The following is a 15,826-nucleotide window of genomic DNA, read 5'->3' as shown; positions in this document are numbered from 1 at the left end:
ATTAGAATCGCTCCTTAATCGAAATGTGTTTCTAGTTGGTGCCGCTGCAAATACAGGACCAGCGGCTGGTTATCATCAATGATGTCCCAATGAGGCGTCTTTAATAGTTGTTCCGCGTCATTGCGAGCAATCTGGAGGATCTTCAGGTCACCCACGGGGTCGCCGATCTTGAAGTCGGGCAGGCCGGACTGCTTGCGACCGAGGACATCCCCCGAGCCCCGCAGCTCCAGGTCCCGCTGTGCCACCTTGAAACCGTCATTGGTCTCAACCATCGTCTTCATCCGGGCCTTGCCCTCATCGGTCTTCGGGTCCGCCAGCAGGAGGCAGTAGCTCTGCCGGTCACCACGGCCGACCCGGCCCCGCAACTGGTGAAGCTGGGCGAGCCCGAAGCGGTCAGCATTGTAGATGATCATCACGGTCGCGTTCGGGTTATCGACCCCGACCTCGATGACCGTGGTCGAAACTAGGACCTGGGTTGCTCCCTTCTGGAAGGCGTGCATCACCTGGTCCTTCTCATCACCAGTCATCCGGCCATGGAGGAGGCCCACCTGATAGTCGGGTTCGAAGTAACTGGCCAGTTGCTGGTAAAGGTCCGTGGCGTTTTGCACGTCCAGGGACTCTGATTCCTCAATCAGGGGGCTGACGACGTAGGCCTGGGCCCCGGCGGCTAACTGGTCGCGCAGGAAGTGCAAGGCCTCGTTTTGCTGGTCGACCTTGAACCACTTGGTCTTGATCGGCTTCCGGCCCGCGGGCATCTCATCGATGATCGAGACGTCCATTTCACCATAGGCCGTAATCGCCAGGGTCCGGGGAATCGGGGTCGCCGTCATGGCGAGAATGTCGGGATTATCTCCCTTCTCCCGCAGCCGTTGCCGCTGGTTGACCCCAAAACGGTGCTGTTCATCGGTGATTGCGAGACCCAGGTTGGCGTATTCAACATCGTCCTGGATCAGGGCGTGGGTCCCGATGATCAGATTGATGTCCCCGCGCTTGATGGCCTCCCGCAGCTGGCGGTGTTGTTTGGCCGTCAATGAACCCGTCAGGAGGCCGATATGAACATGAGTCCCGGCAAAGGTCTTGGCCAGCTTTTCAGCATGCTGGGCCGCCAAAATTTCGGTGGGCGCCATCAGGGCTGCCTGGTAGCCGGCCGTGATGGTGGCATAGATCGCAATGGCCGCCACAATCGTCTTCCCGGAACCGACATCCCCCTGGAGCAGGCGGTTCATCTGGTAGGGCCGGCGCAGGTCGGCACAGATCTCGTTGACCACCCGTTTCTGGGCATCGGTCAGCTCAAAGCCGATCCGGGAGATGAACTCCTTGAGCTCGTCATTATGATAGAGGATGCGCAGGCCATCCTGCTGCCGCTGGGCCTGACGGATCGCCTGGAGCCGCAGCTGGAAGAGGAAGAACTCCTCGTAGGTCGCGGTTCGCCGGGCAGCCTTGGCCTGGGCAGCATCGGTCGGGAAGTGGAGTTCCTTGATCATCTGCCGCCGGTCCAGGAGCCGGTAACGCTGCCGCAGACTCGCTGGCAGGAGGGTTGGAATCACCTTTTGGTACTCCGTGAAGGCCTGGTGGATCAGTCCCCGCAGCATCGCCTGCTTGACGTGCTTGTTCACGGAATAGACGGCCCCGAAATCGTTGTTCTCCTGGGGGGCCGAATCAAGGAGACGGTTGGCCGTCACCTGCTGGCGGCGGGCATCCCACTTGCCCATCACCGTCACCGTCTTATTGATGGCCAGCTTCTTCTCCAGGTAGGGCTGGTTAAAGAAGGTCACCATCACCACATTGTTGCCGACCTGCAAGCGGAAGCTGAGTCGGTTGCGGCGGTAGCCAAAGCGGGTCAGAAGAGGTTCGGACACCACCCGGCCAACCAGGGCCACCTTCTGCTTATCCTTAGCTGTCTGAATGTCGGCCGGGGTCAGATCGTTGTAGCGGGTGGGATAGTAAGTCAAAAGGTCGCCGACCGTGTCAATCCCCAGCGTTGCCAGCTCCTGGGCCCGTTTGGCACCGACGCCCTTCAGCTTCGTCACCGGATCCTGTAAGCTCTGCATTCCATAACCTCCCTTCCTGGGTTTAGCAAAGGGGCCATGACAAAGCGGTCTTCGTCACGGCCCCGTAAGTTAATCATGTTTTAGCGTGGTTTATTCAACTGAGATCAAGTATGGGTAAACCGGTTGGCCACCGTCGTAAATCTGAACGTCCAGCTCATCGTCGACGTCCAGGATAGCTTCCTTGATGGCCTCCGCCGTCTCAGAATCGCCATCAGCCCCAACCAGGATCGTGACCACTTCACTGTCCTCGTCCAGCATCTGCTTGACCATCTTGATGGCGGTCTCCTTCAGGTCTGGCGTGGCTTCGACGATCTTGCCGTCGACGATCCCGAGGAAGTCGTCTTTCTGGATCTCCATGCCGTCGATCTTCGTGTCCCGAATGGCGTGGGTCACTTCACCGCTGGCCACCGTGGTCATGTTTTCCTCCATGTTGGCCTGGTTTTCTTCCAGGGAAGCTTCCGCGTTGTATTCCAGCATGGCGCTCATTGCCTGGGCAATTGTCTTGGTGTGGACAACCTTCGTCGGGATGGCCGCTACCTCAGCGGCCTGGTCAGCCGTCATGAAGATGTTGCCGTTATCCGGCAGCACCAGGGCCTGCTTGGCGCCACTCTGGTTGATGGCTTCCGTGATGTCCTGAGTACTTGGGTTCATAGTCTGACCACCGCTGATAATGTGGGTAACCCCGAGACTCTTCAGGAGCTTGGCGATCCCGTCACCAGAGGCCACGGCAATCACGGCCGTTTCCGGTGCTGGCGCTGCTTGCTGCTTGGCCTTCTCGATTGGGCTCTCAGCTTCCTCATCGTCGTGCTCCATGATCTCTTCTTGCTGCCAGACCATGTTATGAATTTCAATGGTCTGGAGGTCACCGAACTGTTGTCCCCAGCTCAAAACCTCACCGGGGTGTTCGGTGTGGACGTGCACCCGCACCACCTGATCATCGTTTAAGACGAGGAGGCTGTCCCCCATCTTGGCCAGGTAGTTGTAGAAGGTATCATAGTCAAACTTCTTGGTAACCTGCTTCCCCTTGCCGATTCGAACCAGCATCTGAGTGCAGTAGGTGTACTTGATGTCCTTCGGGTCTAACTTCCCCTGGACACTCTGGTGGTCCATGGCGTTGACCATCTCATCGACCTCGGCATTGTCCGGCTTGTAGTCGACACTCTTGTCAACCCGGCCGCTCAGGGCTTCATCAAAGGCCTGAAGAACAAAGACCAGCCCCTGACCACCGGAGTCCACCACGCCGACTTCCTTTAAGACCGGCAGCAGGTCCGGCGTTGTCTTGAGGGCCTTCTCACTAGCTTCGTAGATGGCGTGCATGATCGCCGTCAGATCGTCGGTCTCCTTAATCTTGTTGAGACCTTCCTGGGCAGACTCGCGGACCACAGTCAGAATGGTCCCCTCCGTCGGCTTCATCACTGCCTTGTAGGCCGTCTTGGCACCATTGGCGTAGGCGTCCACAAAGTCCTGGGCGCTCAGCTTGTCGAGGCCATCGGTAGCCTTGGCAAAACCACGGAAAATCTGTGACAGGATCACCCCGGAGTTCCCCCGGGCACCCATCAGCAAGCCCTTGGCCAATGCGGCACTGAGGTTACCAACCGCGGTACTGTTCTCAGCCCGCTCGTACTTTGCACCGCTGGCCATGGATGAGGCCATGTTCGTCCCGGTATCACCATCGGGAACCGGAAAAACATTCAAAGAGTTAATGAATTCGGCATTCTTATTGAGTTTGTCGGCGGCCGCTTGGACCATCTTGCCAAATTCAAGATTCGTAATTTCTGTGACAGCCAATTAACTTTCCTCCCGTATCCAACTAGTCTTCCATTGAACGAACACCCTGGACACAGACGTTAACGGCGTCTGCCGTGATGCCGAGCATTGATTCTAGATTGTACTTTACCTTGGACTGGACGCTCTTCGAAACCTCAGAGATCTTCGTCCCGTAGCTCACGATAATGTTGACTTCAACGGTAATGCCATTATCCTGTTGCCGGATGACAACCCCCTTGCTGAAGTTTTCCCGTCGCAAGATCTGGTTAACGCCATCGCGTAACGGCTTCCGACTTGCCATTCCAACAACACCATAGTTATCAGTGGCGGCACCGCCAACAACCGATGAGATTACATCGTTGTCGATGTCAATCGTGCCTGCCTTGGTTTTAATCTTTACTGCCATTATTATGGCCTCCTTTTGAAATCGTCAGCACTGCTTAGCGCTACTCTTAAACTCTCTAAATAAAAGCTAACACCATCTTACCATAGCACGTCAAGTGAGAAAAGTAACTCCCATTTTCGGTTAGTTAATGGGGTTTATTAATTGAATAAAAAATAAGCCGTCCAAGATGGACGACATCATTTTTGTTTAATTAAACCCGAGTCACTTTACCGGACTTCAGTGTACGTGCTGAAACGTAAACCTTCTTTGGCTTGCCGTTAACCAGAATGGTTACCTTTTGCAAGTTTGGCTTCCAGCTGCGACGACTTGAGTTAAGGGCGTGGGAACGCTTGTTACCAAAACGTGTCCGTTTACCGTTGATAAAATCTTTAGCCATTGGTGGTACCCTCCTCTTCTCATCTTTATTTCGTTTACGCAATAGATGCGATGTAACTCACCTAATTAATTTACCATAGCCGCCCGGTCAGTGCAAGGTTTTTCTTTCAAGTATTTTTCCTTGACACTCCCCAGGCATTCAGATACCCTCGCCATGGCGGCCTAATCCCGCGACCAGATCACCGCCACGACGCCCGCATCAAAGGAGAAGTGATTGACCGAACTGGTGAAGCGATTGCTCGACCAGGAGAAGGGAATCGTGCTTGACCAGTTGACCAGCGGGTACTTCTCGTCCGGCAGGGTCAGCCCCCGCACCGGAGTCAGGCTGACAAAGGCCAGGTAATCAAAGTCCGGCCGCCGATAGATCGAGTAGGTTCCCGGCAAGAAGTAGCGAACAATGTTGTAGCGGTCCACCAGTTGGATCCGGGACAGGTAAGGCCGGAAACGCTCCTGCATGGGCAGGTAAAGGTTGGCCAGCTCTTGGTCCAGCCGGGCCCCCGTGGCTCCCCAAATGATGATCTGGTCAGGTTGAAACTTCTTGATGGCCGTCATGATCCCGAGCTGGGTGTCGGTGAAGTCCTTGGCCGGTGGATAGGTCTCAATGTCTGCCAACCGCTCTTTCAGTCGGGCAAACTCGGCCGGCGCTGTGGAATCAAAGTCCCCGATTGCGGCCACCGGTTTGATCCCCCAGTCAAGCAGGAGGGTGGCCCCGTGGTCAACCCCGATCCAGGTCTCGTCCTGGTGTTGCCGGACCATCTCAACGGGGATCTGTTCCTGGGGTCCCCCGACCATTACATTTACACGCATCGCAAATTCTCCTTTTCAAACGAAGATAGACAAATGGGGTTCAGCACTGAATACCGAACCCCATTGATCGTGGCCAGCACCATGCTGGTCAATACTTAAATTACTTGGTTGCTTCGTGCATTGCTTCAACCCGTTCTGCTGGGTCATCAGCGTTGAAGACGTAGGAACCAGCAACGGCAACCGTGGCACCAGCCTTGTAGCAGTCAACAACCGTCTTGTTGTTAACCCCACCGTCGACTTCGATGTCGAAGTCGTAGCCCTTTTCCTGCTTGATGGCGTTCAATTGGGCAATCTTGTCCACCGTCTCTGGCAGGAACTTCTGGCCACCGAAACCAGGGTTAACCGTCATAACCAATACTTGGTCAACCATGTGCAGAACTGGTTCGATCATGGCTACTGGCGTACCAGGGTTGATGACAACTTCGGCCTTCTTACCGCCGTTCTTGATGATTTGCAGAGCCCGGTGGATGTGTTGGGTAGCTTCAACTTGAACCCCGATGATGTCGGCACCGGCATCGATGAACATTGGCAGGATGTGTTCTGGGTTTTCAACCATCAGGTGAACATCCAAGACCATCTTGGTGATTGGACGAATGGCCTTCACAAAGCCTGGCCCGTAAGAGATGCTTGGTACGAAGGTACCGTCCATAACATCGATGTGCAAGTATTCCGCACCGGCCTTATCAACCTTTTCGATGTCTCTTTGCAGGTTTACGTAATCGGCACTCAAAATTGATGGTGCTACTTTAATCATTCTAAAAACTCCCTTATTTCTTGTAGTTTGGTTTCTGGTTGGCGATCAGCTCATGAAACTGCAGGTAATCGTCATACCGGCTCTTCATGATTATACCATTCTCGACGGCGTCTTTCACTGCACAATGCGGTTCTTTGATGTGTAGGCAGCCGCGAAACTTGCATTGCGGGGCCAGCCGCCGCATCTCCGGAAAGAGACCCGGCAATTCTTCAACCGTCATATCAAAGGTCTCGTAGGACGAGAATCCTGGCGTATCAGCGATCAGGGCCCCGGCAACGTTCAGAAGACTGACCTTCCGGGTGGTGTGCCGGCCTCGCTTCAGGGCCTGGGAGATCTCGCCCGTCGCCAGGTCCAGATCGGGGGCCAGGTGGTTAAGCAGGGTCGACTTGCCGGCCCCCGTCTGGCCCATCATGGTCACAATCTTGCCGTCCAGCAGTCCCTGCAGCTGAGTCAGCTGGTCCTGTTCAAACGGCTGCGGGGCGCAGAAGACGTGGTAGCCGACTTCCCGGTACCCAGCCGCGATTTGTTCAATCTGCTCGTACCCGTCATGGTCCAGCAGGTCAGTCTTGGAGAAGTAGATCACCGGAGTAATCCCCTGCCGTTCAAGGGCGATCAGCTGCCGATCCAAGAGATTCGGCGAAAAGACCGGTTGGGTCGCCGCCGTCACGACGACCGCCGCATCGACATTGGCTACCGGGGGCCGCACCAGCGAATTTTCCCGTGGCAAGACCTTCAATAGGTAGCCGTCCTCAAATTCGACGTGGTCGCCGACGATCGGCTTGATCTTGCGTTTCCGGAAATTTCCCCGTCCCCGGGTCCGAAAAAGCTCACCATCGCTAATGACGTCGTAAAAACCGCTCAATGATTGTTGAATCGTTCCTGTCTTCAAGTTACGCCTCGCTCTCTTATCCTGTAATGTTCGTTGCACTCATGATTGTCCGGCCGTTGCGGACAACCCGGTAAGCCCCCATCTGCCCGTTTTTAAGGGTAAACGGCACGTTGATGGTAGTTTCCTGGTTAATCGTGATGTCCTGGTACTCCATCGTCATATTGTGGTTAGCATCTCGAATGTAGACCTGGACCCGGTTCTCCCGCTGACCGCCGTTGCTGTCAAACGGGATATTGATCTGAATGTTGGTGGTCTTGGTCTGGTTGCCGGAGTTGGCAATTGTGACCGTCAGGGTGTCACCGTGATTCAGGCTCATCCCCGCCTTAGGGGTCTGACTGATCACGTGGTTGGTAGCAACCGTCTTGGACTTCTTCTGCTGGGTGGTCAGCTGCAGGTTGTGCTTGTTGGCAAACTGCTGGACAACGCTGACGTCCTGGTTGGTGAAGTCCGGGATTTTGATGTTCTGCTTGCCGGCACTCACTTCAAAGTCAATGATGCTGTTGCGGGGTTTGACAATCGTCCCCTGACGGTAGTTTTGTTTCATGATCGTTCCCGCATCAACTGTGTCGGAATACACCATCCGGCGGTGTACCCGGAAGCCCTTCTGCCGAAGCATCTTGGCTGTTTCGTCGTAGTCCCGGCCAACGTAATGCCCCATCTTTAATTGGGCCACCCCAGTGCTGACTTTCAGGTCGATCCTGCTGTTAACCCGGGTCTTGCTGCTCGGCCCCGGTTGCATCTTGATGATGTGGTTCTTGGCGACGCTGCGGTCATGAACCCGGGTGATGTTGCCGACCCGCAATGACTGCTTCTTCAGCTGCCGCTCGGCCTGCAGCGGCGTCTGTCCCTCAACATCCGGGATGATTACCTGGCGCAAGAGGAACCACCAGCTGCAGCCAGCGACGACGGCCGCTACCACGAGGATGATTACCAGTATCACCTGGTGCCGGTAGCGTTGCCAGGCGCTCGGCTGCTTCTTGGCCGGTTTCTTAGCCGGTGTTGTCGATTGACCCTCAGCGGCCGCCTTGCGATAATGAGGCAGCTTATTCAACGGCAGGACCTTGGTCTCACCGTTATCATCATGTTTGATTACTAGCCGCGGTTCTTTCGCCCTGGCTGGATCCAGAGACGTCTTTAAATCGTCGGCCATCTGTTTCACGTTTTCGTAGCGGTCAATCGGATCCTTAGCGGTTGCCCGAATCACCACGTTCTCCAGCGGCTGGGGAATGTGGGGGTTAACTGAACGAACCGACGGGATTTCCTCGCGAAAATGTTTGATGGCAATTGAAACAGCATTCTCGCCCTCAAACGGCACCTTTCCTGTTAACAGCTCATACAGGATAATACCTAGTGAATAAATGTCTGATTTCTTCGTCGCGATACTGCCCCGGGCCTGTTCAGGCGAAAGGTAATGAACAGAGCCCATCAGGGTATTGGTTTGTGTCAATGAATTCTGAGAGACCGCAACGGCAATCCCAAAATCCGTAATTTTTATGTTTTTGTTCTCATCGATTAAGATATTCTGCGGCTTAAGATCACGATGAATGATCCCATGGGCATGGGCAGCCTCAACTGCTGATAGCACCTGCTCCATGATATCGATCACCTGGGGCAGGGCAATCGGATAATGCTCCTTGATATACGCCTTAAGGTCGGTCCCCTGGACGTACTGCATCACCATGTACTGAAGGCCGTTTTCCTCACCAGTATCAAAGATGCCGACAATGTGCGGATCGTTCAGCTTGGTTGCTGACATCGCCTCACGCCGGAAACGACGTTTGGTGTTCGGGTCATCTCGCAGGTCAAGCCGTAAGACCTTCACCGATACCTGCCGCTCCAAGACGGTATCGTATGCCAGGTAAACATTTGCCATGCCCCCTTCGCCAAGGGAACGAATAATCTTATACCGATGACCAATCATGTCTCCAGGATTCATAATCAACCCTCCTGGTCATCATTTATTCCAATTAAGACCGTGATATTATCTGGACCGCCCGCTGAATTGGCCATGTCCACTAATTGGGAACACTTAGCCTTCATCGAAATCGGCTGGCGAAGGACCTCAACCATGTCCCGCTTGGCAACCGTCTTGAAAAGACCATCCGAACACATTAAAAGCTGGTCGCCAGGATTGAAGTCAAAACGATTAACCTCAATCTGGGCTTCCTTTGAGATACCAATTGCCCGGGTAATAATATTGCTCTGGGGAAGCTCTAAGGCTTCTTCTTCCGTAATATCACCACTGATCACTAATTCATTTACCAGAGAATGGTCAATGGTGACCTGGGTCAGCGTGCTCCGATGCAGCAAGTAGCCCCGGCTATCACCAATGTTGGCGACCACTAACGTCTTCTTGAAGATGATGGCAGCCACTAACGTCGTCCCCATCCCCTGGTACGTAATTTTTTCTTTTGATTTTTTGAGAATTTGATCATTGATTATTTGGACTTCCCGTGCAAACCACCGGATCGCTTCCAGCGGCTCAGCCGGACCGTCCATTTTGAAATGATGACCGAGCCGTTTGATGGTCATCTCAGCGGCCACATCCCCGCTCTGGTTACCGCCAATACCATCGGCAATCATTACAAGGTGATTACCGTTCTTATCAATATATTGGGCAACCCGGTCCTGGTTTTGTGATCGCTGGTGGCCGATATCCGTTTGATAGGCAACTTTCATTGTTTGAATTCCCTTCTACATAACCCGCTGCATGCTGCTGATGAAGAAACCATCGGATGAAAAGTCGGATGGCAAGATCGTCAGCGTCGCGGTAGTTCGATCATCCTTTACATGACGTGTCGTCGGTGTCTTGACCAGTTTGAATTCCGGATGGCTGGATAAGAATGCCTCGACAGTTCCATCGTTCTCCTGGTGCAAGATCGTACACGTACTGTACGTAATTATACCGCCTTTTTTGACTTTTGGTGCGACCGCATCCAAAATTGCCAGCTGAATTTTGTGAAGCTGTTCACTATCCTCTGGGCGCTTGCTGTAGCGAATCTCCGGCTTGCGACGCAGGAGGCCGATTCCGCTGCACGGGGCATCGACCAAGATTTTGTCAAAACTCTTGTCGGCAAACTCCTCGTCCACGTGCCGGGCATCCAGGGTATGGGTTACCACCCGGTCAGCAACGTGGAGTCGCCGGGCATTCTTCTGAATCAAGCGAGTCTTGTGCTGGTGAATGTCGAGGGCATCGACCTGCCCATTCCAGAGCTGAGCGGCGATCTGGACGGTCTTACCCCCGGGAGCAGCGCAGGCATCCAGGACCCGGTCGCCGGGCTGGACCTGCATGCTATCAACCGCCAGCATGGCGCTTTCGTCTTGAATCGTGATGGCCCCCTGTTCAAAGAGGCCACTGGAGAGGACCTCGCCCTTCGTGATCACCAGGGCATCCGGGGCAATGGCGCTTGGCCGATACTCAATTCCCTGTTGATCAAGGCTATTCTCCACCTCGGCCAGTGTAGTAACGGCCGGGTTGACCCGCACAACCACATGGGCCGGCTGGTTAATCGCCGCCAGGATCTTCCGGGCAGTCGGTAGCCCATCCTGGTCAATAAATGCTTTCACCAGCCACTTTGGAACACTCTGCTGAACTGCCAGGCGTGAAACAGGGTCGGCAATCTCATCCAGGTCAGCCAGGCCCTTTCGCAGGATGGCATGCAGGACCCCGGTGACAAACTTGCGGGTGCCGGGGTTTCCCCACTGCTTGGCCAGCTCAATACTCTCGTTGGTCACCGCCCAGTCGGGAACCCGGTCAAGGTAGCGGTATTGATAGATCGACATCCACAGCAGGGTTTCAACCCAGGAGTCCAGCTTGCGGTGTACAAAGGGGCGCAGCCAGTATTCGAGCGTCAGCCGATGCTGGAGGACCCCATAGACGATATTGGTGGCCAGGCGCCGGTCACTGTCCTTCAGGCCGGCCCGTTGAAGGAGGTGGTCAAGTTCGATGTTGGAATAGGCACCCTGCCGGATTCGTTCCAGGGCCGTCAAGGCAACCGCCCGGGCTGTCGTTGGTCTTTGATTAGTCATCGGTTACTGCTTGAACTCCTTTCTTGAGCTGCTGGTGACCATTCAGGTAGGCCGTGATGTCCATGGCCTGCTTGCCGGCTGGCTTAAGTTTGTTGACCTGGTAGGTGGTTCCCTGCCCGGATGCCAGTACCAGTTGGTGCTTAGTGGCCCGGACAACCTGGCCGGCTGGCAGGTCCGTTTTCTCATCCAGCGGGGTCACGTCGTAGATCTTGGTCCGGAGGCCGTCGATGATCATGTTGCCCAGTGGGGCTGGACGAAGGCCCCGCACCTTGTTGTCAATCTGGTCGGCAGTCATCCGGTAGTCGATCCGTTCCTGCTCACTGGAGATGTTTGGCGAGAAGACCACCTTATCCGGATCCTGGGGAACAGGGTGGACATTGCCGCTGATCAGGTCGGGAAGGGTCTTCAGAAGGAGGTCGCGGCCGAGGATGCTGAGCTTGTCAAACATCGTTCCGGCGTCGTCATCCTTTTCGATCGGAATGGCTTCCTGGGCGATCACATCCCCGGCATCCATCTTCTTAACCATGTACATGATCGAGATCCCGGTCTCCTTGTCGCCATTGATGACGGCATACTGGATTGGGGCCCCGCCGCGGTACTTCGGCAACAGGGAGCCGTGCACATTGATGGCCGCAATCTTGGCTGCATTCAGCAGCTTGGTTGGCAGGAACTGGCCATAGGCCGCAGTGATCATCAGGTCCGGGTTGATCGCAATGATCCGGTCCATCTCGGGACTCTTGCTCAGCTTAGCCGGTTGCAAGACCTCAATCCCGTACTTCTGGGCCAGCTGCTTGACCGGGGAAGCCGTCAGGACGTGTTTCCGTCCAATCCGGTGGTCCGGCTGGGTCAGCACGGCCTTGACATCGTACTCTGGCCGGTCGATCAGGCTCTGCAAAATTGGAACGGCAAACTGGGGAGTTCCCATAAAAACAATTGAAGTTGACATATCGTTCTTCCTTTCATCTACATGAAATATTGCGGGTCCGGGTCAATGCTGACCTGAACATCCTTGAATTCTTTCTGCTGCGTCTCCTGCAGGATCTCCTGAAGCAGGTCGTGCAGGCGCGGATCGTGCTTATACTTAATAACAATCTGGTAGTAGTAGCGCCGCTTCATCCGTGCAATTGCCCGCGGAGTCGGTCCCAAGATGATGGTCGATGGGGCCAGCCCATGAATCAGCTGCTGGTGAATCGTGGTCATCGCCTGCGCAGCCCGGGCCTCTTCCGGGTGGCTGGCCATCAGGCGAACCGTGTAGTAGTACGGCGGGTAGCCGGCCTGGTGGCGGAGGGCCATCTCATGGCGGAAAAAGCGCTCATAATCGTGAGCCTGAGCATCCTTAATGGCGTAGTGGTCAGGATTGAAAGTCTGGATGATCACCTGCCCCTGCTTGTTGGCGCGGCCGGCCCGACCACTCACCTGACTGAGCAGGTCGAAGGTGTGCTCGCTGGCCCGAAAATCCGGCAGGCCTAGACCAGTATCAGCGTTGAGGACTCCGACCAGGGTGACGTTGGGGAAGTCCAACCCCTTGGCAATCATCTGCGTACCGAGCAGAATATCAGCCTGCTGGTGGCCAAACTGGCGAAGGAGCTTCTCGTGCATCCCCTTGCGCCGGGTGGTGTCGACGTCCATCCGGATGATCCGAGCCTGGGGAAGGAGCCGGCGGAGTTCCTGCTCGACTTTCTCCGTCCCCGTCCCGTAATAACGGATGTGGCGGCTGTGACAGTGCGGGCAGACCTGGGGGATGGGCTCCTCGTGCCCGCAGTAATGGCACTTCATCGTCCGCGTATCCAGGTGCAGGGTCAGCGAAATATCACAGTTGGGGCACTTCAGCACCTCACCGCAGTCCCGGCACATCATGAACGAGGAAAAGCCCCGCCGGTTCAGCATCAGGATACTCTGTTCGTGCCGCTGCAGGCGCAGGTCCAGTTCCCGCAGGAGCTTGGTCGAGAAGTTGCTTTCCCCGCGCCGTTTGACCTCGGGCCGCATGTCGACCACCTCAATCGGCGGCAGGGACTGCTGGTTGACCCGGTGCGGCAGCCGCAGGAGCTGGTAAACGCCCTTTAGTGCCCGGGCCCGGCTTTCCAGGCTCGGAGTGGCCGAACCCAGCACCAGCGGGCAGTGGTGAAACCTGCTTCGCCACTTGGCAACCTCACGGGCATGGTAGCGCGGCATATCATCCTGCTTGTAGCTGGTCTCGTGTTCCTCGTCAAGGATGATGACCCCGAGATTGTCTAGGGGGGCAAACACCGCCGAACGAGCGCCGACCACCACCCGGGCATCCCCGCGGCTAATCCGGCGCCACTCATCATAGCGTTCCCCGTTGGAGAGGCCGCTGTGCAGAACCGCTACCTGGGAGCCAAAGCGGCGGCGCACCCGGTTGACGATCTGCGGGGTCAGAGAAATCTCGGGAACCAGCATCAAGGCGGTCTGCCCCTTTTCCAGTGCACGGGCAATTGCCTGCAGGTAAACCTCAGTCTTCCCGCTGCCCGTCACCCCCTGGAGCAGGAAGGTCTGACTCTGCTGGTGATCAATAGTTTGATCAATCGTCTGGACAACTTTTTGCTGGTCGGGGTTCAGGGCCAGCGGTTGCTCAAGGTGGTCATCGTCGACGGGCTGGGTGTACGGATTTCGATACACCTCAACGGGAACCTTCTTCAGCCAGCCCTTCTTGGCCCCCTGGTTAAACGTACCAACCCGCAGCTGGCTTTTCTGCTCGGCATCCGTCTGCTTGACGGTCTGCCCGATGATGCTCTGCAGGTATGAGATCAGCCGATTCTGGGCGTGGGCATTAGGATGCAGCGACGTCCGGGCATCTTCCAGCTGTTCGAAATCCAGGATGGGGGTGATCCCCGTCACCGTCTTGGCCCGCGCCCGGTCGGTCACCCGATACTCGATTGCGACCTTCTTCTCCCGCTGCAACTTCAGCAGTTCCTTAACCTTCTCCGGGTCGGACTGCAATTCCGCCAGGTCACACTCGTCCTTACCGTGGAAGAGGTCGAAGCAGGTCTGCTCATCGATCTCATCGATTACCCGGACGAAGCGCTGGCTCTTCGACTTGAGCATGTTCGGCAACATGGTATAGAGGCAGGAGATCCAAAATGAATAGGTCGTGTCAGCCAGCCACTTGCTCAGTTCCAGCAACTCGGTGTTCACCACCGGCTGAAAGTCCATCACCGCCGCAATCGGCTTCAACTCGCCTTCATAAGAGGAGTGTTCTGTAAAACCAACCACAAAGCCCTGAACTTCACGGTGACCATTGCCAAAGGGCACGGCTACCCGCATCCCAACCTGGAGCTGCTTTTCCAGCGGCGCCGGCACCAGGTAGGTGTAGGGCTGGTTTGTCTGCATTGTCGGCACATCAACAACCACCTGTGCCAATTGTGGCATCCTATCACCTCACTTCAATTGCTCTGCCAGGCGGGCCACCAGTCGCTGGGCCACCGCTGTCTTGGAAAGCCGCGGCCACTTTTCGGGATCCTTTCCCTTCTGCAGGATGGTAACCTGGTCATCGTCACGGCCAAAGGCCCCCGTAACCCCCGCCACGCTATTGGCGACGATCATATCGGCATGCTTGCTAGCGAGCTTCTCCTGCGCGTGATCCAGGAGTTTCTCCGTTTCAGCCGCAAAGCCCACCACCAGCTGGTCAGTCCGTTTGGCAGAGGCAATGGTCCGTAAGATATCGACCGTCTCCGTCAGCTCAAGGGTCCGCAGCTCGTGATCATGTCCCTTCTTCACCTTTTGTTCGGCAACCTTCACCGGCCGATAATCGGCCACAGCTGCCGCCATTATCAAGGCATCGGCGGACACGAAGGCCTCCTGCACCGCGGCCAGCATCTCCTCGGTCGTCAACGCGGAGACCGGGTGAATGTTGGCATCTTGCGGCAGCGAAACACTGACCTGACCGGTAATCAGCGTCACCTGCGCTCCGGCCTGGGCAGCGGCACGGGCGATGGCAATGCCCATTTTACCGGAAGACCGGTTACCGATGTAGCGAACGGGATCCAGTGGTTCCCGGGTCCCCCCGGCCGTTACCACCACCCGCTTGCCAGCAAGCTGTCCCCGTTGGCTTAAGAATTCCTGCACCCGGGTGACAATTTCGTCTGGCTCTGGCAAACGGCCATGACCGGAGTAGCCCTCTGCCAGACGGCCAGTGACCGGTTCGATGATGGTCACGCCGTCTTCGGCAAGTTGGGCCAGGTTCCGTTGAGTTGCGGGAGCCGCCCACATCTGGCGATTCATCGCCGGCGCTACCATCTTTGGCGCCGCGGTCGCCAGCAGGGTCGTCGAGGCAGCATCATCAGCAATGCCATTCGCCATCTTGGCCAGCAGGTCTGCTGAGGCCGGTACCACCAGTGTCAGCTCCGTCCAATCGGCCAGTTCAATGTGGGGAATCGGCTGACTTTGATCGTTCCAGAGATCCGTCAATACCGGATACTTAGTCAGTGCATTCAGGGTCGCTGGGCCAACGAGCTTGGTGGCGGCTGTCGTCATGACGACCCGCACCTCATGGCCAGCCTTCTGCAGTCCCCGGACCACTTCGATCCCCTTATAGGCGGCAATGCTTCCTGAGAGGTATACCGTTATTCTTGCCATTATTTCACCCCATCTAATTTATTCTCAATTGATTATATCATTGGCCAGCGTGAACGAACTCGGCCATAAATGACCAAGCTTCCAGATCTATACGGCTACGATAGCTCATATAGGATCTGGGAAACGTTTAGGCTATGCAGGGCTTACGCCCTGGT

13 protein-coding genes are annotated in these 15,826 nt (G+C 55.9%); all 13 read right to left on the bottom strand.

Annotated elements, in window-relative coordinates:
- Positions 1–14: 14 nt before the first annotated feature.
- The gene (gene recG, locus QOS10_RS05170; protein ID WP_283594205.1) at positions 15–2,051 is read right to left on the bottom strand and encodes an ATP-dependent DNA helicase RecG; all 2,037 of its coding nucleotides are present in this window, start codon (positions 2,049–2,051) and stop codon (positions 15–17) included.
- 90 nt (positions 2,052–2,141) lie between these two features.
- Complete coding sequence (locus tag QOS10_RS05165; protein ID WP_283594204.1) at positions 2,142–3,839, bottom strand: DAK2 domain-containing protein; 1,698 nt, start codon at positions 3,837–3,839, stop codon at positions 2,142–2,144.
- Positions 3,840–3,861: 22 nt separating this feature from the next.
- Positions 3,862–4,224: an Asp23/Gls24 family envelope stress response protein gene (locus QOS10_RS05160; protein WP_057806156.1), complete on the bottom strand. Its 363-nt coding sequence runs from the start codon at positions 4,222–4,224 to the stop codon at positions 3,862–3,864.
- Positions 4,225–4,414: 190 nt separating this feature from the next.
- Complete coding sequence (rpmB, locus tag QOS10_RS05155) at positions 4,415–4,600, bottom strand: 50S ribosomal protein L28 (protein WP_003713527.1); 186 nt, start codon at positions 4,598–4,600, stop codon at positions 4,415–4,417.
- A 161-nt stretch (positions 4,601–4,761) separates the two neighbouring features.
- Positions 4,762–5,406, bottom strand: a complete 645-nt coding sequence (locus QOS10_RS05150) for a thiamine diphosphokinase (RefSeq protein WP_283594203.1) — start codon at positions 5,404–5,406, stop codon at positions 4,762–4,764.
- A gap of 100 nt (positions 5,407–5,506) precedes the next feature.
- On the bottom strand, positions 5,507–6,160 hold the full coding sequence (gene rpe, locus QOS10_RS05145; protein ID WP_283594202.1) for a ribulose-phosphate 3-epimerase: 654 nt from the start codon (positions 6,158–6,160) through the stop codon (positions 5,507–5,509).
- Positions 6,161–6,173: 13 nt separating this feature from the next.
- Entirely contained in the window at positions 6,174–7,049 is an 876-nt protein-coding gene (gene rsgA / locus QOS10_RS05140) for a ribosome small subunit-dependent GTPase A (protein ID WP_283594201.1), read from the bottom strand.
- Between the two features lie 16 nt (positions 7,050–7,065).
- Positions 7,066–8,985: a Stk1 family PASTA domain-containing Ser/Thr kinase gene (gene pknB / locus QOS10_RS05135; RefSeq protein ID WP_283594200.1), complete on the bottom strand. Its 1,920-nt coding sequence runs from the start codon at positions 8,983–8,985 to the stop codon at positions 7,066–7,068.
- Positions 8,986–8,987: 2 nt separating this feature from the next.
- Positions 8,988–9,728 carry a Stp1/IreP family PP2C-type Ser/Thr phosphatase gene (locus tag QOS10_RS05130; protein WP_283594199.1) on the bottom strand — a complete coding sequence of 247 codons (741 nt, stop codon included), beginning with the start codon at positions 9,726–9,728 and terminating at the stop codon, positions 8,988–8,990.
- 15 nt (positions 9,729–9,743) lie between these two features.
- Positions 9,744–11,078, bottom strand: coding sequence for a 16S rRNA (cytosine(967)-C(5))-methyltransferase RsmB (gene rsmB, locus QOS10_RS05125; RefSeq protein WP_283594198.1), 1,335 nt, complete (start codon positions 11,076–11,078; stop codon positions 9,744–9,746).
- On the bottom strand, positions 11,071–12,024 hold the full coding sequence (gene fmt, locus QOS10_RS05120; RefSeq protein WP_283594197.1) for a methionyl-tRNA formyltransferase: 954 nt from the start codon (positions 12,022–12,024) through the stop codon (positions 11,071–11,073). Before fmt ends, rsmB begins: the two co-directional genes overlap by 8 nt.
- A gap of 17 nt (positions 12,025–12,041) precedes the next feature.
- Positions 12,042–14,465, bottom strand: a complete 2,424-nt coding sequence (gene priA, locus QOS10_RS05115) for a primosomal protein N' (protein WP_283594195.1) — start codon at positions 14,463–14,465, stop codon at positions 12,042–12,044.
- A gap of 9 nt (positions 14,466–14,474) precedes the next feature.
- A complete protein-coding gene (coaBC, locus tag QOS10_RS05110) occupies positions 14,475–15,671 on the bottom strand; it encodes a bifunctional phosphopantothenoylcysteine decarboxylase/phosphopantothenate--cysteine ligase CoaBC (protein ID WP_283594194.1) in 1,197 nt (398 codons plus the stop codon).
- Between the last annotated feature and the right edge of the window lie 155 nt (positions 15,672–15,826).

The sequence above is a fragment of the Limosilactobacillus galli genome (assembly GCF_947381495.1).
Taxonomy (GTDB): Bacteria; Bacillota; Bacilli; order Lactobacillales; family Lactobacillaceae; genus Limosilactobacillus; species Limosilactobacillus galli.
Note: the sequence above shows the minus strand (reverse complement) of the source record. Positions and strands in the feature narration are given on the sequence as shown.

What these genes read in the sequence shown, in the direction of transcription:
- coaBC (WP_283594194.1), bottom strand. Translation starts at nt 15,671, where the DNA reads ATGGCAAGAATAACGGTATACCTCTCAGGAAGCATTGCCGCCTATAAG.
- QOS10_RS05150 (WP_283594203.1), bottom strand. Translation starts at nt 5,406, where the DNA reads ATGCGTGTAAATGTAATGGTCGGGGGACCCCAGGAACAGATCCCCGTT.
- priA (WP_283594195.1), bottom strand. Translation starts at nt 14,465, where the DNA reads ATGCCACAATTGGCACAGGTGGTTGTTGATGTGCCGACAATGCAGACA.
- rsmB (WP_283594198.1), bottom strand. Translation starts at nt 11,078, where the DNA reads ATGACTAATCAAAGACCAACGACAGCCCGGGCGGTTGCCTTGACGGCC.
- QOS10_RS05130 (WP_283594199.1), bottom strand. Translation starts at nt 9,728, where the DNA reads ATGAAAGTTGCCTATCAAACGGATATCGGCCACCAGCGATCACAAAAC.
- rpe (WP_283594202.1), bottom strand. Translation starts at nt 6,160, where the DNA reads ATGATTAAAGTAGCACCATCAATTTTGAGTGCCGATTACGTAAACCTG.
- QOS10_RS05160 (WP_057806156.1), bottom strand. Translation starts at nt 4,224, where the DNA reads ATGGCAGTAAAGATTAAAACCAAGGCAGGCACGATTGACATCGACAAC.
- fmt (WP_283594197.1), bottom strand. Translation starts at nt 12,024, where the DNA reads ATGTCAACTTCAATTGTTTTTATGGGAACTCCCCAGTTTGCCGTTCCA.
- recG (WP_283594205.1), bottom strand. Translation starts at nt 2,051, where the DNA reads ATGCAGAGCTTACAGGATCCGGTGACGAAGCTGAAGGGCGTCGGTGCC.
- pknB (WP_283594200.1), bottom strand. Translation starts at nt 8,985, where the DNA reads ATGAATCCTGGAGACATGATTGGTCATCGGTATAAGATTATTCGTTCC.
- rpmB (WP_003713527.1), bottom strand. Translation starts at nt 4,600, where the DNA reads ATGGCTAAAGATTTTATCAACGGTAAACGGACACGTTTTGGTAACAAG.